At 35.7% G+C, this 18,691-nt stretch carries 20 protein-coding genes, 2 riboswitches and 1 other annotated feature; of the genes, 16 read left to right on the forward strand and 4 right to left on the reverse strand.

What is annotated here, in order from left to right; translation table 11 throughout:
- Positions 1-9 precede the first annotated feature (9 nt).
- The 4 genes from hisE (at position 10) to NSS97_RS07510 (ending at position 2,714) form a co-directional block, all read left to right on the forward strand.
- Complete coding sequence (hisE, locus tag NSS97_RS07495) at positions 10-333, forward strand: phosphoribosyl-ATP diphosphatase (protein WP_002011702.1); 324 nt, start codon at positions 10-12, stop codon at positions 331-333.
- A 12-nt stretch (positions 334-345) separates the two neighbouring features.
- A complete protein-coding gene (locus NSS97_RS07500; RefSeq protein ID WP_044437956.1) occupies positions 346-1,380 on the forward strand; it encodes a histidinol phosphate phosphatase domain-containing protein in 1,035 nt (344 codons plus the stop codon).
- Positions 1,381-1,433: 53 nt separating this feature from the next.
- Positions 1,434-1,598 carry a YozQ family protein gene (locus tag NSS97_RS07505; protein WP_002011700.1) on the forward strand — a complete coding sequence of 55 codons (165 nt, stop codon included), beginning with the start codon at positions 1,434-1,436 and terminating at the stop codon, positions 1,596-1,598.
- 135 nt (positions 1,599-1,733) lie between these two features.
- On the forward strand, positions 1,734-2,714 hold the full coding sequence (locus tag NSS97_RS07510; protein ID WP_080784391.1) for a 2-hydroxyacid dehydrogenase family protein: 981 nt from the start codon (positions 1,734-1,736) through the stop codon (positions 2,712-2,714).
- A 32-nt stretch (positions 2,715-2,746) separates the two neighbouring features.
- On the opposite strand, the gene pssA is transcribed toward NSS97_RS07510, so the two are convergent.
- On the reverse strand, positions 2,747-3,448 hold the full coding sequence (gene pssA, locus NSS97_RS07515; protein ID WP_002011698.1) for a CDP-diacylglycerol--serine O-phosphatidyltransferase: 702 nt from the start codon (positions 3,446-3,448) through the stop codon (positions 2,747-2,749).
- A gap of 182 nt (positions 3,449-3,630) precedes the next feature.
- Entirely contained in the window at positions 3,631-5,517 is a 1,887-nt protein-coding gene (locus tag NSS97_RS07520) for an LTA synthase family protein (protein ID WP_002086724.1), read from the reverse strand.
- Between the two features lie 253 nt (positions 5,518-5,770).
- On the opposite strand from NSS97_RS07520, the gene NSS97_RS07525 reads away from it, so the two are divergent.
- The 12 genes from NSS97_RS07525 to NSS97_RS07580 all read left to right on the forward strand — a co-directional run bounded on the left by NSS97_RS07525 (position 5,771) and on the right by NSS97_RS07580 (position 16,777).
- Positions 5,771-6,166 (forward strand): DUF3888 domain-containing protein, encoded by a 396-nt coding sequence (locus NSS97_RS07525; protein WP_176280957.1) that lies wholly within the window; start codon positions 5,771-5,773, stop codon positions 6,164-6,166.
- An 89-nt stretch (positions 6,167-6,255) separates the two neighbouring features.
- A riboswitch (Lysine riboswitch) is annotated at positions 6,256-6,437 on the forward strand.
- 180 nt (positions 6,438-6,617) lie between these two features.
- Positions 6,618-7,934 carry a diaminopimelate decarboxylase gene (gene lysA, locus NSS97_RS07530; RefSeq protein ID WP_107886963.1) on the forward strand — a complete coding sequence of 439 codons (1,317 nt, stop codon included), beginning with the start codon at positions 6,618-6,620 and terminating at the stop codon, positions 7,932-7,934.
- Positions 7,935-8,051: 117 nt separating this feature from the next.
- Positions 8,052-8,160, forward strand: a riboswitch (SAM riboswitch).
- A 72-nt stretch (positions 8,161-8,232) separates the two neighbouring features.
- Positions 8,233-8,376, forward strand: a complete 144-nt coding sequence (locus tag NSS97_RS07535; protein WP_000116159.1) for a YezD family protein — start codon at positions 8,233-8,235, stop codon at positions 8,374-8,376.
- An 87-nt stretch (positions 8,377-8,463) separates the two neighbouring features.
- On the forward strand, positions 8,464-9,168 hold the full coding sequence (locus NSS97_RS07540) for a phosphoadenylyl-sulfate reductase (protein WP_002011694.1): 705 nt from the start codon (positions 8,464-8,466) through the stop codon (positions 9,166-9,168).
- Between the two features lie 39 nt (positions 9,169-9,207).
- Positions 9,208-10,344: a sulfate adenylyltransferase gene (gene sat / locus NSS97_RS07545; RefSeq protein ID WP_044437961.1), complete on the forward strand. Its 1,137-nt coding sequence runs from the start codon at positions 9,208-9,210 to the stop codon at positions 10,342-10,344.
- Positions 10,345-10,356: 12 nt separating this feature from the next.
- On the forward strand, positions 10,357-10,950 hold the full coding sequence (gene cysC, locus NSS97_RS07550; RefSeq protein ID WP_107886961.1) for an adenylyl-sulfate kinase: 594 nt from the start codon (positions 10,357-10,359) through the stop codon (positions 10,948-10,950).
- 11 nt (positions 10,951-10,961) lie between these two features.
- Positions 10,962-12,584, forward strand: coding sequence for a ferredoxin--nitrite reductase (locus NSS97_RS07555; protein WP_107886960.1), 1,623 nt, complete (start codon positions 10,962-10,964; stop codon positions 12,582-12,584).
- A 10-nt stretch (positions 12,585-12,594) separates the two neighbouring features.
- Positions 12,595-12,795 carry a DUF3906 family protein gene (locus NSS97_RS07560; RefSeq protein WP_044437964.1) on the forward strand — a complete coding sequence of 67 codons (201 nt, stop codon included), beginning with the start codon at positions 12,595-12,597 and terminating at the stop codon, positions 12,793-12,795.
- Positions 12,796-12,879: 84 nt separating this feature from the next.
- The gene (cobA, locus tag NSS97_RS07565; protein ID WP_002030683.1) at positions 12,880-13,656 is read left to right on the forward strand and encodes a uroporphyrinogen-III C-methyltransferase; all 777 of its coding nucleotides are present in this window, start codon (positions 12,880-12,882) and stop codon (positions 13,654-13,656) included.
- Position 13,657: 1 nt separating this feature from the next.
- Positions 13,658-14,410, forward strand: coding sequence for a sirohydrochlorin chelatase (locus tag NSS97_RS07570; protein ID WP_044437966.1), 753 nt, complete (start codon positions 13,658-13,660; stop codon positions 14,408-14,410).
- Positions 14,385-15,002 (forward strand): NAD(P)-binding protein, encoded by a 618-nt coding sequence (locus tag NSS97_RS07575; protein WP_002166092.1) that lies wholly within the window; start codon positions 14,385-14,387, stop codon positions 15,000-15,002. Before NSS97_RS07570 ends, NSS97_RS07575 begins: the two co-directional genes overlap by 26 nt.
- Before the next feature lie 61 nt (positions 15,003-15,063).
- Positions 15,064-15,310 (forward strand) — a binding site (T-box leader).
- A 111-nt stretch (positions 15,311-15,421) separates the two neighbouring features.
- A complete protein-coding gene (locus NSS97_RS07580) occupies positions 15,422-16,777 on the forward strand; it encodes a sodium-dependent transporter (RefSeq protein ID WP_002140989.1) in 1,356 nt (451 codons plus the stop codon).
- A 32-nt stretch (positions 16,778-16,809) separates the two neighbouring features.
- Here NSS97_RS07580 and NSS97_RS07585 read toward each other — a convergent pair whose 3' ends face one another.
- On the reverse strand, positions 16,810-16,974 hold the full coding sequence (locus NSS97_RS07585; protein ID WP_003188170.1) for a hypothetical protein: 165 nt from the start codon (positions 16,972-16,974) through the stop codon (positions 16,810-16,812).
- A gap of 98 nt (positions 16,975-17,072) precedes the next feature.
- The gene (locus NSS97_RS07590; RefSeq protein WP_044437969.1) at positions 17,073-18,347 is read right to left on the reverse strand and encodes a murein hydrolase activator EnvC family protein; all 1,275 of its coding nucleotides are present in this window, start codon (positions 18,345-18,347) and stop codon (positions 17,073-17,075) included.
- Positions 18,348-18,691 lie beyond the last annotated feature (344 nt).

The raw sequence follows: 18,691 nt of genomic DNA on the forward strand, positions 1-18,691 counted from the left end.
GGGATACATATGGAAGATATCCTTAAGTTATTATTTGAAACAATTGAAGAACGAAAGAAAAATCCACTCTCTGAATCATATACGAATTATTTATTTTCAAAAGGTGAAGATAAAATTTTAAAGAAAATTGGTGAGGAGTGCACCGAAGTAATTATTGCGTCTAAAAATAATGATAAAGAAGAAATAGTAAAAGAAATGGTTGATGTGTTCTATCACTGTTTTGTTCTATTAGCCGAAAAAAATATTCCATTAGAAGATGTCATGCAAGAAGTGAAAGAAAGAAATGGAAAGCTTTCGCGAGTAGGGGACAGAAGAGAAATAGATACATTATAAGGGGGAATATGGATGAAAGTGGACTATCACATTCATTTAGAAGAAGGACCATATTCAATAGGGTGGCTAGCTAAAATAAATGATGCGCTACAATATTTTGAACCGCTTAAAGAAGAAAAATATTCTATGGAATGGCTTATGAAAACACAAGAACGCCTGCAAAGACGTGTGAAGGAAGGTCCATTTACAGCGAAATGGATTGATTTATATTTAGAAGAAGCTGTGCGAAAAGGTATAAAAGAAGTTGGTATTGTCGATCATTTATATCGTTTTCATGAAGCGAAAGGATATTATGAAAAGTATGTAGATATTAGTGATTCTAAGCTTGGTCGCCTGCAAAAAGAATGGTTAGATCAAGTAAGAGTAACGTCTATTTATGATTTTACAAAGGCGATTGAAGTGGCAAAAGAGCGATGGAGTAAACGAGGGATAACGCTCAAACTTGGAATTGAAGCGGATTATTTTATCGGGGGTGAACAAGAGTTAAAAGGTTTACTAGCATTAGGAGACTTTGATTATGTAATCGGTTCGGTCCATTTTATAGATGGATGGGGATTTGATAATCCAGATACGAAAGAGTATTTTGGTACGCATGAGTTACATACTTTATATCACACGTTTTTCGCTACAGTTGAAAGTGCTGTTCGTTCCGAGCTTTTTGATATTATAGCTCACCTCGATAACATAAAAGTATTTAATTATCGATTGGATGAGAATGAACAGCTTTCTTATTATAAGGAAATTGCTCGTGCGTTAGTGGAAACAAATACAGCAACAGAAATAAATGCGGGATTGTACTATCGATATCCTGTGCGCGAAATGTGCCCAAGTCCGCTTTATTTACAAGTATTAGCTAAGCATGGAGTTCCGATTACTCTATCCTCAGATGCCCATTATCCGAATGATTTAGGAAAGTATGTGGAAGAGAATATAAAGACATTACGCAATCATGATATTTCTCACATAGCTACATTTACGAAACGAGTAAGAACGATGAGATTGCTTGAAGAAGAAGGAATAATTTCAAAACGAAACACGATTTTTTGATGAAAATCACCCTTTTTGTTCAAAATAAGAAAGAATGAAAAGGAGGATGAAAAATGGTGAAACAACAAAATAAACAAAACGTACAAGCGGCAGATCAAGCCTATACTTCTGAAACAAATAATACTGCTAACTCAGTTATTGAGGAACAAATTAGCGATACAGTTGCAGAAGGAACAATCGATGCGAAGCTTGGGAAAGAATCGCAAGAAAAAGCGTAAAAAGAGGGGAGAGTTGCATCTCCTCTTTTTTTATGGAAAAGTGTCGATTTTCAAAACTATAATCAAATTCCTTGGTTTTTATATGTAGATTTCTTACAATGAAATATAAGAGATATCATATTTTGTATAGAAGAGGTGTTAGTAGTGGCGAAAATATTAGTAGCAGGGAAAATTCCAGAAATCGGATTAGAATTATTGAAAAATCATGATGTAGAAATGTACAATAAAGAAGAATTAATTAGTGTAGAAGAGTTAGCAGAACGTGTAAAAGATAAAGATGCACTTTTAAGCTTACTTTCTACGAAGGTATCGAAAGAGGTTATTGACGCAGCACCAAGCTTGAAAATTATCGCAAATTATGGTGCTGGTTACGATAATATTGATTACACATATGCAGGAGAAAAAGGAATTGCGGTAACGAATACACCGAAAGTATCAACTGAAGCGACAGCAGAATTAACATTTGCACTTCTTTTAGCAGCTGCACGTAGAATTCCTGAAGGTGATACGTTATGTCGTACAACTGGATTTAACGGATGGGCACCGTTATTTTTCTTGGGCCGCGAAGTACACGGTAAGACAATCGGAATTATTGGCCTTGGAGAAATCGGGAAGGCAGTTGCAAAGCGTGCGAGAGCATTTGGAATGAATGTTTTATATACAGGACCAAATCGAAAGCCTGAAGCTGAAAGTGAACTGGAAGCGACATACGTAACGTTGGAAGAATTATTACAAACAGCGGACTTTATTACAATTAACTGTGCTTATAATCCGAAATTACATCATATGATTGATGAAGAACAGTTTAAAATGATGAAGAAAACAGCATATATTATAAATGCTTCACGTGGACCAATTATGAATGAATCAGCACTTGCTCATGCACTAAAAACGAATGAAATTGAAGGTGCAGCTCTTGACGTATTTGAATTTGAACCGAAAATTACAGAAGAGCTAAAAGGATTAAAGAATGTAGTACTTGCTCCTCACGTAGGAAATGCAACATTCGAAACACGTGATGCAATGGCTGAAATGGCAGTAAGAAATATTTTAGCTGTATTAAATGGTGAAGAACCTGTAACACCTGTAAATCAAAAAGTATTAGTTACAAAATAATAAAGAAACCTTCCGAAATACGGAAGGTTTTTTTATTTTTCTTTATTCGCTTTTTTAGAAGGTCTTTGTCTAATAAATTGAGATAACATATACAAAATGTATAGTGGAATGGCAATGAATAAGAAAACAGAAATGTTGCCAAAACTTGTTTGGTACATTGTGATAATAATTCCAACTAAAAATAGTGTAATAATTATGCTATATCGTGGAATTGGTACATCTTTTAAACTTGGGATACGAACACGGCTCACCATTAAAAATGCGAACGTTACGAATACGGTAATGAGAACGATTTTTGGAATGGTATGTGAAAATAATGTTAAGAAAGCAACAAGCCCTCCTGCTGCAGTAATCGGAACTCCAGTGAAATATTTCATAGAAGTAGAAGATGGTGTTACATTAAATCGTGCTAAGCGATATGCTCCGAACAGAGGGAATAATCCCGCTATGTATAGTCCAATGATTCCGTAGTTGGAAAAAGATGTGTAATACATTAAAACAGCAGGTGCTGCGCCAAATGTTACAACATCCGCGAGTGAATCAAGCTCTTTTCCCATTTGTGAATCAACGCGTAATAAACGAGCGACACGACCATCAAGACTATCTAACATCATCCCGATCAGTACTAAAATAGCAGCTGATTTATAATATCCTAAAGATGCATAGCCGATTGACAAAAATCCGCTATATAAATTCCCGAGCGTAAATAAGTTTGGAATAGCTGCTCTATACAAAATCTGATCCCTTGCTTTCTGTTATAAATTCTTAATTAGTGTATGAAAGTTTACTTATTTTATCATACCATAAATTTCTTTCTCAGACGAAAAAAATTCCCAATTTGTGAAAGATTGTATAGAAGAGAAATTTGAAAAATAAGTAAAAAAAGGAAGCAACTTTTGTAAAGTTGCTTCCTACACTATTCAAATTTCGTTGTCATCGTTCCGGTTTTATATCGATTGTTAGGATCAAAGCGTAATAAATCTCCATAAATGAGTTTGTCGGATAATTTTAATTCTGTTTTTGCTTTTTCAATATAAGGCTGACATAGTGTTAAATCAGCTTCTTCACCTGTGCTTCTTTTATAGCACATATTTTTTGTATAAACATAATCTTCCGAAACAAAACTGCCGTCCCGCATTACCATAAGAGGGTCTTTTTCTTTCGTAAATAAGTCTGTTCCAAATTCTACGGATTGATTTGTTTTAATACCAAGTAAATGAAGTAACGTTGGTTTAATATCAATTTGACCAGATACTTTAGAGATGACTTTTCCTTCTTGGCCAGGCACATGAATAATGAGAGGGACGCGTTGTAATTGCATAGAATCAAACGGTGTAATAGCGTCTTTCCCAAGGAACTGAGCCATAGCTGCATTATGGTTTTCAGAAATGCCGTAATGATCACCATAAATGACAATAACGGAATTATCATATAGTCCTTCGTCTTTCAATTGTTTAATAAATAATTTAAGAGCTTCATCCGTGTAACGAACGGTTGGGAAGTAGCGATTTAAAACACCACTTTCGGAATTAAATTCATCAACATATTGATCTTCTGGATTTAGAAGAAATGGAAAATGGTTTGTTAACGTAATAAATTTTGTATAGAACGGTTGTGGTAAAGATTTTAACTTTGGAATAGATTGCTCAAAGAACTCTTTATCTTTTAATCCCCAACCGACAGACATTTGTTCCGTTCCTACGTAATCATTTAAATTAAAGTAACGATCATATCCAAGCGCAGGATACATTACGTCACGATTCCAAAACGTTTTATCGTTTGAATGGAAGACAGCAGAAGAATATCCGTATTTCTTTAATTGTTCTGGTGTGGCAGTGTATTCATTTGTTGCATGAGTAAAGAATACAGAACCACGGTCTAACGGATAAAGGGAATTTTCAACGATAAATTCAGCATCAGAAGTTTTACCTTGTCCCGTTTGATGATAGAAGTTATCGAAATAAAAACTATCTTTAATAAACTCATTTAAAAATGGAGTAATCTCTTTTCCATTTATTTTTTTATTAATAACAAAACTTTGTGTAGATTCCATTGAAATTAAAATTACATTTTTACCCTTTGCAGCTCCAAATAAGTTTTTATCAACTTGTTTATCTTTTGAGTCTGTATAGTTTTTAATTTCAGAGAACCCGTCTCCACTTGCAAATACACGCTCAGCTGAAGACTTAGATTGAAGTGTAATATCAAATAGATGATATGTGTATAACCCTAAATTTTTCACGACAGTTTGACGATCAAACGAGCGTGAGAACATTTGTGGTTTATATATAACTGAAACAACAATTTGTAGTGCTAATAATACTGTTACGCCGCTAAAGAAAGTTCGCTTCTCAGAGCGAGAAAGGGGTGTTTTATCACCAAATGATGGGAATTTACGCGAAATAAACATTAAAATAATTGCGTCTGCAAATAAAAGTAATGTTTTATACGTAAAGAGTTCTTTTATACTCGTCCCTAAGTCAGCCATATTATTTGTTTGGAATAAAACAGGGAAAGTAACAAAATCGTTATAGAACCCGTAAAACATTGCATTTCCAAATAAAATAAATGACAGTATAAAACTAATTACAATAATAATTCGGTTTCGGTACTTAGATGCAAGTAAAGCGAAACCAAAAAATAAAAGTAACGAAGCTAGTGGGTTAATAAAAAGCATAAACTCTTCAAAGAAGTTATCAATTCTAATATCAAATGCTAGCTTGTACACAATATATGTTTTTATCCATAATAAAACGACTGCAACTAGTGCAAATCGCAGTTTTGGAAACAGATTTTGTAGCATAATATACTCCTCTCCTAAAAGCATGACGGTTCTTGTGAGCCGGTTTGATTAGCGCCTCATTTTATATATACGAACAGTCCTTTGTTATTATGTTTATTATACTATGAGTATCATTATACGAAAATAAAAGAGAGTTGTGGGCTTTTTTATAATAATTGAGTAGAAAAAGGGCAGTGGGAGACAATAAAACGGAGTTTCTATGTATGATAATTATCGTGCGCAAAAAGAATCGAGTAATAAAACGGAGGTTATAATGCGAAAATTATTATATTTTATAGTATGCAGTAGTGTTATACTTTTTGCTTCACCGAGTGTGTCGGTAGCACAATATGATGCACCCCTTATGGAAGATGCCCTTTATTCTGTTTTATTTCCAAAAATAAATAAGGCAATTGAAAAACAATATGGGAGCTTGAAGCCTTATCAATGTCCTAAAATTATTAGTTTAAAAAAAGTGTATAGTGGTACATATTTATTTCAAGCGAGTATTGAAGTAACGAAGTATGAACAGGTTGGTGGGAAAATTGTTCCACCATTTGAGAAGGTAACGGTTACATTTAATAACGAAGAGGGCGAATGGGAAGTGACAAAGGTTTCAGTAAAGCGCTTACCAAATGATACAAAATTAAACTGTAAAAAAACAATATAAAAAATTGTTTGACAAATAAAATGGTCCTTTGGTATTGTTAATAGCAACAATTAGATGTTTGAAAATTAAATAGACTTACCTCATCTACTCTCAAAGGTAGAGGCCGCGATAGGAAAGAGTAAGCTATGGGAGATTTAATGGAATCTGTGATCATAGGTTGAAAGGGACTATTGCCGAAATATAAGAATAACCATCTTATTCATATATTGGGACTGCATTGAATAAATGTAGTACTGTCATAAAATTTATTTTATGAAGAGCTATTTGGAGATGTTGATGCGGTTTCTTATTTTGAGGAGATAACAACTCGTTTATTTTTTCAATATATATTTTTCCTAATAAGAAACGCGTGTGAACATTGTTCCGCGCGTTTTTTGTCTATCTAAAAGCGTGCTGCAATGAATAGAAGATTGGGGTTATGAGTTTTAGAGGAAATAAGGGAGGAATTCAAATGTATTTACACGGCACAAGCCGAATCAATGGGCAAGGACACTTAGAAATTGGTGGGTGCGATACGACGCAGCTAGCAAAACAATACGGAACACCACTTTATGTATACGATGAAGAGTCTATTCGAGGAAAGTGCCGCGCGTTTCATCGTGCTTTTAAAGAAAGTGGTTTCTCTTATCAAGTAGCATATGCAAGCAAGGCGTTCTTGTGCATGGAGATGTGCCGAGTAGCTCGTGAAGAGAATATGTCTTTAGATGTTGTTTCAGGAGGAGAATTATATACTGCGCTCCAAGCTGGTTTTCCGGCATCGCGTATTCATTTTCACGGAAATAATAAAACAGAAGAAGAAATGATTATGGCTCTTCAGGCGAATATCGGTTGTTTTGTAGTAGATAATTTCTTAGAATTAGAAATCTTACATGATTTAGCAATGCAACATGGGAAATTTGTGAACATATTAATTCGTGTAACGCCTGGAGTAGAGGCACATACACACGAATATATAACAACAGGTCAAGAGGATTCAAAATTTGGATTTGGTGTTTCAAATGGTCAAGCGATGCAAGCAATTGAGCTTGCCTTGCAAAAATCAAATTATAATGTGCTAGGAATTCACTCGCACATCGGATCACAAATATTTGAAACGGCTGGATTTGTTCGAGCAATTGAAGTACTCCGCCAATTTTTAGAAGAAGTGAGAGAGCGAACACATTATGTGATGAAAGTATTAAATGTGGGCGGAGGTTTCGGTATACGTTATACGGATTCAGATACACCGTTAACACTTGAAACGTATGTGCACGCTGTAACAAGTACGATAAGAGAACAATTTACATTATGTGAATATCCGCTTCCAGAAATATGGATTGAACCAGGTCGTAGTATTGTAGGTGATGCTGGAACAACACTTTATACAGTCGGAGCGGTGAAAGAGATTCCTGGCATTCGGAAATATGTTTCAGTCGATGGTGGAATGACAGATAATTTAAGACCAGCGCTATACGGAGCCCGTTATGAGGCGATGTTGGCGAATCGAGGGAATGATGAGAATGAGGAACTCGTTTCGATTGCTGGGAAATGCTGTGAAAGTGGAGATATGCTGATTTGGGATATTAACTTACCGCAAGTTGTTTCTTCTGATTTACTAGCAATTTCTTGCACGGGGGCATATGGGTACTCGATGGCGAATAATTATAATCGTATTCGTAGACCAGCTGTCGTCTTTGCAAAAGGCGGGACGTCACAAATTGTCGTAGAACGTGAAACATATGAAAATATCATTGGGAACGATCGCATACGTATTAAAGAGCTGGTGTGAATGAGAAAGAAGGAGTTGTCTAGTAAAGGCAGCTCCTTTTAAAAAAATAAAAATAATTAAATATATCGGAAAACTAGGATTGAAAAAAATCAGAATTGTGATAAAATACAAATACAAAGCTTATCAAGAGAAGCTGAGGGAACTGGCCCTACGAAGCTCGGCAACCTGCTTATAGAAAGCAAGGTGCTAAATCCAGCAAAATGGAATCCATTTTGAAAGATAAGGTAAAATATATTACCGAACAGTCTTTTCGAAATGGGAAAGATTTTTTTTATGAATAAAAAGGGGGGCTGTTTGCGTGAGCGTACGGGAGCATTTTGATGAAGTATCTGAGAAAATTCAAGCGATGCTTGCTGATATGAAATATGGTTCCATTACAATTGTTGTGCAAGATGGAAAAGTGATTCAATTAGAAAAAAGTGAAAAGGTTCGTTTAAAGTAAAAAGCGCTGACTAGAAAAACTAGAGGCGGTTTTAATCTATTTTTAATAGGTTAAAGCCGTCTTTTTGCTTTTACAGGGGGAAAAAACATGTTGACGTACGAAACGTGGAAAGAAAATAGTGTTTCATTTTCTGAAGAAGATGAAACGAAAGGCGCGCTATCAGTATTAAGTTGGGCTTATAACGAATATAAAGATGAAATTGTATATGCATGTAGCTTTGGGGTGGAGGGAATGGTTTTATTGCATCTTATAAACCAAGTAAATCCATCTGCTAAAGTTGTATTTTTGGATACAAATGTTCATTTTCAAGAAACGTACGAATTAATTAAGAAGGTACGCGAGAGATTTCCTTCATTAAATATTATAGAAAAACAGCCAGAACTTACACTCGATGAACAAGCGAAGCTTCATGGAGAGAAGTTATGGGAAAGTAATCCGAATCTTTGCTGTAGTATTAGAAAAATTTTACCGTTAGAAAAATCATTAGCAGCGGAAAAAGCGTGGATATCAGGCTTAAGAAGGGAACAATCAGAAACGCGTAAGCATACACAGTTTATAAATCAAGATCGTCGTTTTCAATCTATTAAAGTTTGTCCGCTCATTCATTGGACTTGGAAAGAAGTTTGGCGATATGTATATAAACATAGTTTGCCGTATAACCCATTGCATGATGTTGGCTATCCGAGTATTGGGTGTGAGAAATGTACATTACCTGTAGGTGATGGTGGCAACTCAAGAGATGGAAGATGGGCTGGGAAAATGAAGACGGAATGTGGCCTTCACTTTCAATGAGATAGATTTTGAAATAAAGCTAAGAAGGGATATAAGAAGATGAGTACAACAAATGAATTAGTAAACCGCATTGATGAAACATATGAAATATCGAACATTGTAAAGGAAATCGAGATAGACAAAATTGCACTTAGTGATTTAGAACTTTTGGCGACAGGAGGATATAGCCCTCTTACAGGATTTTTAGGGAAGAGAGATTATGATTCAGTAGTAGAAACGCTTCGTTTAGCAAATGGTAGCGTATGGAGTATACCGATTACACTACCGGTAACAGAAGAAGTAGCCGAGAAACTGCAGGCTGGAGAGGAAGTAAAACTTGTCAACGCCGGAAATGTATATGGTGTTATTCAAATAGAAGATATTTTTGTACCCGATAAAGAAAAAGAAGCGTTACTTGTATATAAAACGACGGATGAAGCACATCCAGGGGTGAAAAAATTATATGAACGACCAAACGTTTACGTTGGAGGAGCTATTATTCTTACAAAACGCTTTGGAAATAATCCGTTTCCTTCTTATCATTTAGATCCAATTGAAACGAGAGAAGAATTTAAAAAACGCGGTTGGAAAACAGTAGTTGGATTTCAAACGAGAAACCCAGTACATCGTGCCCATGAGCATATTCAAAAATCTGCCCTTGAAATTGTAGATGGTCTCTTTTTAAATCCGCTCGTTGGGGAAACGAAGTCAGATGATATTCCTGCTGATGTAAGGATGGAAAGCTATGAAGTATTACTTCAAAACTATTATCCGAAAGATCGTGTCTTTTTAGGTGTATTTCCTGCAGCAATGCGTTACGCAGGACCAAGGGAAGCGATATTTCATGCACTAGTAAGAAAGAACTTTGGTTGTACCCACTTTATTGTAGGGCGTGATCATGCTGGGGTAGGGGACTATTACGGAACATATGAAGCGCAGGAAATCTTTACGAATTTTACAGTAGAAGAGTTAGGGATTACGCCGTTATTTTTTGAACATAGTTTTTACTGCACGAAATGTGAAGCAATGGCTTCAACGAAAACATGTCCGCATGGAAAAGAAGACCGTGTCATTTTATCGGGTACGAAAGTACGAGAAATGTTAAGGAATGGTGAGATTCCGCCAAGTACATTTAGTCGTAAAGAAGTAGTGGAAGTGCTAATTAAAGGTTTGAAAAAAGAAGTAGTAACAGAATAGGGAGAGAATGAGATGGATACGAATATTACTTGGCATACAGCTTCTGTTTCAAAAGATGAGAGAAGAGTGAAGAATGGGCATCACAGTTTTGTAGTTTGGTTTACTGGTTTATCAGCTTCGGGTAAATCTACAGTAGCGAATGCGGTTGCTCGTAAACTATTTGAAAAGAATATAGGAAATTATGTGCTAGATGGGGATAACATTCGGCACGGTTTAAATAAAGACTTAGGTTTTTCTGAAAGTGATCGTATGGAAAATATAAGACGTATTGGCGAAGTGGCGAAGCTATTTGTAGATCAAGGTACTGTTGTCCTTACAGCGTTCATTTCACCATTTCAAGTAGATCGAAAACAAGTTAGGGATTTATTAGCGGCAGATGAGTTTATAGAAGTGTTTGTAAAATGTCCAATTGAAGAGTGTGAAAAACGTGATCCAAAAGGGTTATACAAAAAAGCGAGAAAAGGTGATATTAAAGAGTTTACTGGTGTTGATTCACCGTATGAGGAACCAAAACAAGCAGAATTAATTGTAGAAACGCACAAGTATTCTATTGAAGAATGTGCAGAACAAATCGTGAAATACTTACAAGAGCGTAGTTTTATATAGGGGGATTAAAAATGACTTATGAAAAAGTATGGGCAAATAATGAAAAATTGAATCCGTCCGAGAAAAAGAAATTAGAAAAAGATGGATTAGAAATCTTTAATGATATTCCTTACTATGCGGAGAATGGATTTAAATCTATTCCGAAAGAAGAGTGGGACGCTTTTAAATGGGCAGGATTGTATTTGCAAAGGCCAAAAGAAGCGGGCTATTTTATGATGCGTGTCAACATTCCTTCTGGAATTATTACAAATGCGCAGGCAGAGGTGCTGGCTTCCATTGCTGAAGATTATGGGCGTGATGTGTTAGATATTACGACAAGACAGGCGATTCAGTTTCATTGGTTAGAAATTGGGCAAATTCCGGATATTTTTAAGAGGTTAGCTAGAGTTGGTTTATCTTCAGCGGGGGCATGCGGTGATATTACGCGTAATATCACAGGAAATCCACTTGCTGGAATTGATGCGAATGAACTATTTGATACAACATCGATTGTTAAAGAAATATACGATTACTTCCAACATAATGAAGAGTTTTCTAATCTACCACGTAAATTCAAAATGTCTATTAGTTCTAACATTTATAATTCAGCAAATGCAGAGATTAACTGTGTGGCATTTACACCTGCTACGAAAGAAATAGATGGTGAGAAAAAAGTTGGTTTTCATATAAAAGTAGGCGGAGGCTTATCAGCTCGTCCGTACTTAGCGGAAGAATTAGATGTATTCGTTTTACCAGAAGAAGTGAAGGCAGTGTCGATCGCAATTGCTACTATATTCCGTGATTTTGGATATCGTGAAAAACGCCACTTAGCACGTTTGAAATTTCTTGTCGCTGACTGGGGCGCTGAGAAATTTAAAGAGAAACTAGTAGAATACACAGGCCTATTGCAAAGTAAAGGGGAAAGTGCTCTCAAAGGCTGGAATGCAGGATACTTTTATGGCGTTCAAGATCAAAAACAAGCAGGATTAAAGTATGTCGGCTTTAATGTACCAGTAGGGCGTTTAAACGCAGAGAAAATGTTTGAGATTGCAAGAATTGCAAAGAAATATGGAAACGGGCAAATTCGAACTTGTAACTCTCAAAACTTCATTATTCCGAATGTTCCGCCAGAAAATACTGAAGGGCTATTAAGTGAACCGTTGTTTGAAGCAATTTCTGCAAATCCGAAATCATTTATCGGTCATGCGGTTTCATGTACTGGTATTGAGTATTGTAATCTTGCGTTAGTAGAAACGAAAGAAAGATTACGCAAAATAGCAGAGTACTTAGATACACAAATTGCACTTGATGTACCAGTTCGAATTCATATGGTAGGATGCCCGAATTCCTGTGGTCAACGTCAAATTGCTGATATTGGTTTGCAAGGAGTGAAACTGAAAACGAAGGAAAAGGGAATCGTTGAGGCGTTTGAAATATATGTGGGCGGAACACTATTAGACGGAGGAGCATATAACGAAAAATTAAAAGGGAAAATAGATGGAGAAGATTTGCCGGATGTTCTCGTTTCCTTTTTAAGTTATTTCCAAAAGAATAAATTACTAGCCGAAACGTTTTATGATTTCGTCGGACGTATTGGAGTGGAAGAATTACAAATTATACTAAACCAAGTAGTAGAAGAAGTAATAGCGTCTTAGGAGGGACAATATGGATTTATATCGATTTGAAGCTGTATTAGTGAATAGTGTTGTTCCAATTGTTGTCGTTGCTCAGAGTGAAGAACAGGCATTTAAGCTTGCGGAAATTGAGCTTGAAAAACATTTTTTACCGTTACCAGAAGTGAAAGAGATTTCTTTGTTTGAAAAAAAGAAGATTCGAAAAGGGGCGGCATTTGTTATTCATGAGTAGAGAACATGTAATACGAAATAATAGTAACTTCCATTCGTGATTAAGAGTGGAAGTTTCATTTTATAGTAGAAATGAGGAGAGATTATGGGGAAGGTTTATATTGTCGGGGCGGGTCCTGGTGATCCGGATTTAATTACTGTTAAAGGGTTGAGATGCATCGAGAAGGCTGATGTTATATTGTACGACCGTCTCGTAAATAAAGAATTGCTTTCTCATGCAAAGCCTGAAGCGGATTTAATTTATTGCGGGAAACTCCCAAATTATCACACGATGAAGCAAGAGACAATTAACACATTTCTTATTAAATATGCGAAAAAAGGAAAAGTTGTAACGAGACTTAAGGGCGGAGATCCATTTGTATTTGGAAGAGGTGGAGAAGAAGCTGAAGCGTTAGCGAAGCAAAGTATCCCATTTGAAATTATTCCTGGTATTTCAGCTGGTATAGCTGCTCCTGCTTATGCTGGAATTCCAGTAACGCATCGCGATGCAAGTGCAAGTTTTGCTGTTGTGACAGGGCACCGGAAAGAAGGGGCTGAAGAGGAAGTGAAGTGGGAAAGTTTAGCGAAAGGTGTAGATACATTAGCGGTCTATATGGGGGTTAGTAATTTACCTTACATATGTGAACAACTAATAAAACATGGAAAAGATCAAAGTACACCTGCCGCTATCATTGAGTGGGGAACGACATCTATGCAGCGTACTGTTACAGCGACGTTAGGAACAATTGTAGATGTTGCCAAAAAAGAACGAATTCAAAATCCAAGTATGATTGTTATTGGAGAAGTTGTCCGTTTTAGAGAAAAGATACATTGGTTTGAGAAACAAACGGAAAATGCATATCAAGTAAGCGGAGTATTGTAAAATGAAGGCTGTTATATATATATGTCATGGAAGCCGTTTGAAAGCAGCAAAAGAAGAAGCGGTTGCATTTATTACGTCATGTATGAACCGTGTAGAGGTAAATATTCAAGAAATTTGTTTTTTAGAGCTAGCGAATCCTTCTATTGAAGAAGGATTTCGTACATGTGTGAAGCGTGGTGCTACAGAGATTGTCGCTATTCCTGTTTTTTTATTAGCGGCAGGACATGTAAAGAAAGATATTCCGTTTGAATTACGAAAGTTAAACGAGGAATATCCGGATATCAAAATAGTGTATGGTAATCCATTTGGTGTATCAGAAGTGCTTGTAAAAGCGGTATATAACGGAAGTGGTATTAAAGACTATAAAGAAGAAGTAACACTTTTGCTCGTTGCAAGAGGGAGTAGTGATCCGGAAACTTTACAAGATATAAAGTGGATTTCTTCTTTATTTCAAAAAGAAGAGAACATTAAAGAGGTGGAAGTTTGTTATTTAGCAGCCGCGGAGCCGAAGTTTGATGAGAGGTTGAAAGAAATTGTAGAACAAAAAGAACGGAACATTGTTGTGTTACCTTACTTATTATTTACAGGCTTACTCATGAAACATGTTGAGAAAGAAGTGCGTCAATATGAGTCGGAAGAGATAAAAATAAGTCCCTATTTAGGAAAGAATGTAGCGTTTCGAGAGATGTTAATTCAGAAAACAGAGGAAATATTGAAGGGAGATCAATATGTATCCACTTACAGTGCGAGTTGATAAGAAACGTGTTGTTGTCATTGGTGGAGGGAAAGTAGCGGGGTTTAAAATTATTCCTTTACTAAAACAAGGTGCGGATATTGTTGTAGTAAGTACAGAATTAGATGCAAATTTAGTGAAACTTGTAGAAGAAAAGCAAATTCGTTGGTATCAAAGAGAGTATGAGAAAAGTGATATTAAAGATGCTTTTTTAGTAGTTGCAGCGACTAGTGATTCGGTACTAAATGAACAAATTGCTGAAGATGCCGCAGTGAATCAATTGGTAAATGTTATTACGAATCCGGAAAGTGGAAATGTTCATTTTCCGGCGGCAATTCATCGTGGATTACTTAATGTAGCTGTTTCTACTGGAGGGGCAAGTCCGAAACTTGCAAAAAAAATTCGTGATGATATCGCAAATAAATATGATGAGAAGTATGAATCGTATCTTGATTTTTTATATGAAGTTAGACTAAAAGTGAAAGAATTACAAGTAGAGAAAAGGCAAAAAAATATATTGTTACAAGAAGTATTAAAGTCGATATATGTTCAAAGTGAACAAAAAAGAGAGCTTTTTTTACAAGAATTAGAGAGGGGAATTTATATAGGATAGTGAGTGAATTGTGCTTTACAAATATAAAAATATAATTTATAATCACAAGTAACTTCAAAAGATGAAATCGATGAGCAAGAAGAGTACGTATATTTGATGCGTTCAGAGAGCTGGGGTAAGGTGTGAGCCCGGTACGATAAAATATACAGAATGGGCTTGCGAGAGGTATGCTGAACATTGCAGTAGGCAACCCGGGTTCCGCCGTTAAAAGGATAGGGTATCGGAATTTTCCTGTACCTGAACAAGTGGGATTTATTGATCCAATTGAGGTGGTACCACGGTATTCTATTACATATATCGTCCTCTACATGCATATTTGCGTGTAGGGGACTTTTTTATTTTCTAAAGGAGGTGTGCGAGTATGAAATGAAAGTGTATAATTGATAAAAGTTATAATATTCAGAAAAGGAGAATTTATGATGAAAGAAACACAGCAATGGACGTCGAAAATTGGCTTTGTACTCGCAGCAGCCGGAGCCGCAGTAGGTCTTGGTGCAATATGGAAGTTTCCATATGTTGCAGGTAATGGTGGAGGAGGCGCATTCTTCCTTGTATTCTTACTATTAACTTTATTTATTGGTATGCCTCTTCTTTTAGCTGAATTTGTTATTGGCCGTAGTACTCAAAAAGAGGCCGTTACAGCTTATAAAGTATTAGTACCGAATAGCAAGTTATATCCTTGGATTGGTCGTATGGGGGTTGTTACTTGTTTTAGCGTACTATCTTTTTATAGTGTTGTAGGTGGATGGATTTTACTTTATTTATACTATAGTGTCACAGGTAGTTTCTGGAACGGAGTAGTCGATTATGGACAATTGTTTGCTGAAACAATTTCAAATCCAGTAAGTGCGATTGGGGCGCAATTCATCTTTATGCTTTGTACCATTTTTGTTGTTAGTAAAGGTGTGGAAAAAGGCATAGAAAAAGCAAGTAAGTACATGATGCCGTTATTATTCATTTTATTTATTGCTATCATTATTCGTGCGTTAACACTTGATGGTGCTATGGCTGGGGTAGAGTTCTTCTTAAAACCAGATTTTTCAAAGCTTACAGCAGATACGATTTTATATGCGATGGGACAATCTTTCTTCTCACTAACGGTAGGTGCCTCGGTAATGGTAACGTATAGTTCGTATTTAAAGAAAGAAGAGCATTTAGCTAAATCAGCAACATCTATTGTAAGTTTAACTGTATTTATTACAGTACTTGCAGGATTAGCGATTTTTCCAGCGATTTTCGCATTAGGAGTTAAACCGACAGAAGGACCAGGACTACTGTTTATCGTTCTTCCTGCTGTCTTTGCAAAAATTCCATTTGGACAATTTTTCTTCATTATGTTTTTAGTTTTATTCTTCTTTGCGACTTTAACATCTGCGATTTCAATGCTTGAAATTGTAGTAGCATCTGTTGCGAAAGATAATGAGAAGAAGCGTCCATCAGCTTCGTTATTAATTGGTATTCTTATTTTTGCAGTTGGAATCCCATCAGCGTTATCGTTTGGAATTATGAGTGATGTGAAAATATTTGGTAAGACATTCTTTGATTTCGTCGATTTTTCGGTAAGTAATGTATTACTGCCACTCGGAGTACTAGCCATTTCGTTATTTGTACCAAATAAAATGAGTAAAGAGCTATTAATGAAAGAATTAGAAGTTACGGAAACGAAAGGGAAAACATTGTTTAATATTTGGTTCTTCTTGCTTCGTTATGTTATTCCGGTAACTGTAATTATCGTATTTTTAAATGCGATAGGTGTATTTAAAATGTTTGCATAATAAAAAGACGGAGATGTGGATTCTCCGTCTTTTTATTGTGTTGTAGAAGTATTTAATAAGCGATTATATGCTTTATAAGCTGTGACAACTGCGATAAATGATCCAATTAAAAATAACGCTGAGCCGCCGAATGTAAATAGCCGGCCAATGTATGTTTCTCTAGCTTCTTCTATTTCTTCTTGTAATTGTGTATTCATATTTATCCCCCCGCAAAATATAGGCATTTAGTTGTAGTTTATGTAAAACGCCTAAAAAGTGTGAAGTAGTAAAAAAAACTCGGTATGCACCGAGTTTTTTATAATCCGATATAAGGAGATGGATCAACTGCGTTTGTCTTACCGACATTCCATTCCCCAAGGTGAAGTTCGAAGTGTAAATGTTGTCCGTATGATTGGCCAGTGTTCCCCATAAATCCAAGTTGAGTGCCTTGTTTTACAGTTTGTCCATTAGATACAGAACGGCTACTCATATGTGCATATACAGTTGTATATGTTTTTCCGTTTATACGGTGAGATAAGTATACAACATTTCCGTAACTAGATGATAATTCTGAACGGATAACGACGCCATCTGCAGCAGCTACGATTGGCACTGTTCCTGAAGCTGCGATATCGATTCCTTTATGGTTATCTAAAGAACGTGTACCAAATCCTGAAGTTTTCGATCCAGCGGCAGGTTTAATAAATCCACCTTTGTTCGTATCTTGCGGTGTTGGTGCGGATTGTGTGCTTTCTTTAGCAGAAGCGGCTACCTGTTTTTTTGCTTCCTCAGCCTTACGTGCCTCTTCAGCTTTACGCGCTTCTTCTGCACGTTTTTCTTCTTCAATTGCTTTTTGAACAGCTTGACGCTGGTTTTCTAAAATGCCTTTTGATTCTTCTAACCCTTCAATCTCTGAATCTACTTTTGCTACTTTCGTATGTAGATCGTTAATAAAAGTTTGTTGCTGTTGTTGGTTACTTTGTAATTCTTGCTGTTTTTGTTCTAATTTTTGCTCAGATTCTTTCAGTTGTTGCTCTTTTTTCTCAACAGCCTCTTTTTCTGTCGTCACAGCATTTTGATCGCTTGTTTGTTTTTTCACAATATCTGTATCGTTATTTAAAATTAAACTTACAGAATACATATTATCAACAAGATCGGCAATATTTGCAGAACTTGTTATTACTTCTGTAATGATACTCGTACGAGGCTTTTCTTGCATAGATTGTAGTCGTTGTTTAATAACTTCCTGCCGTGTATCTATGTTCGTTTGTAATTGCTCTATATGTTTCTTTTTTTCAGTAATAACTTGCTGTGTGTTGCTAATTTCTTTTTTTGTATCGTTTAATTCAGCTTCGTTTTTATTAATAGAAGTAGTTAATTCGTCGATTTTCTTTTGTAATTCCTGGATTTCTTTTTCTATTTGTTCTTTCTCAGCTGATTTATTTTGTAAGTCATTTTGTTTGCCTTCTAATTCGGATTGAATATTAGATAATTTATTCTCATTCGTTTCAGCGTATACGGGTGAAAGTAACGGGGAAACGAAAATCGTTCCAGCTGCTAAAACACTAAATGCTGCAAATTTCTTTTTCATGGTTGTCTTGCTCCTTTCCCTATGAATGTTATATATCATAAGAAGAAGAGTGTCTATCGTTGTAATCATAATGTAAAGAAAATTTTATAATTTTGCTAAGTTTTGTCGGAATTTAGTATCTTTTCGTAGTGTTTGTCATAAATTTAAAATTCTTGAATGTATAGAAAAAGATATCAATTTCTATATTTTTTTAAAAAAACATGGAAAATGATGGAATTTTCCATAATGAAACAGTATTTTAAAAACCTATCAATCACTAGTAAGGAATCGATTTCATGTGAGGTTTTCTGACATGAAGTTTATTTTTGTCAAGAAAATTATTTGCATTCGTGCAAACTTATTTT

Source organism: Bacillus sp. FSL R12-0074 (assembly GCF_038005725.1).
In the GTDB taxonomy this organism is placed as follows: domain Bacteria; phylum Bacillota; class Bacilli; order Bacillales; family Bacillaceae_G; genus Bacillus_A; species Bacillus_A mycoides.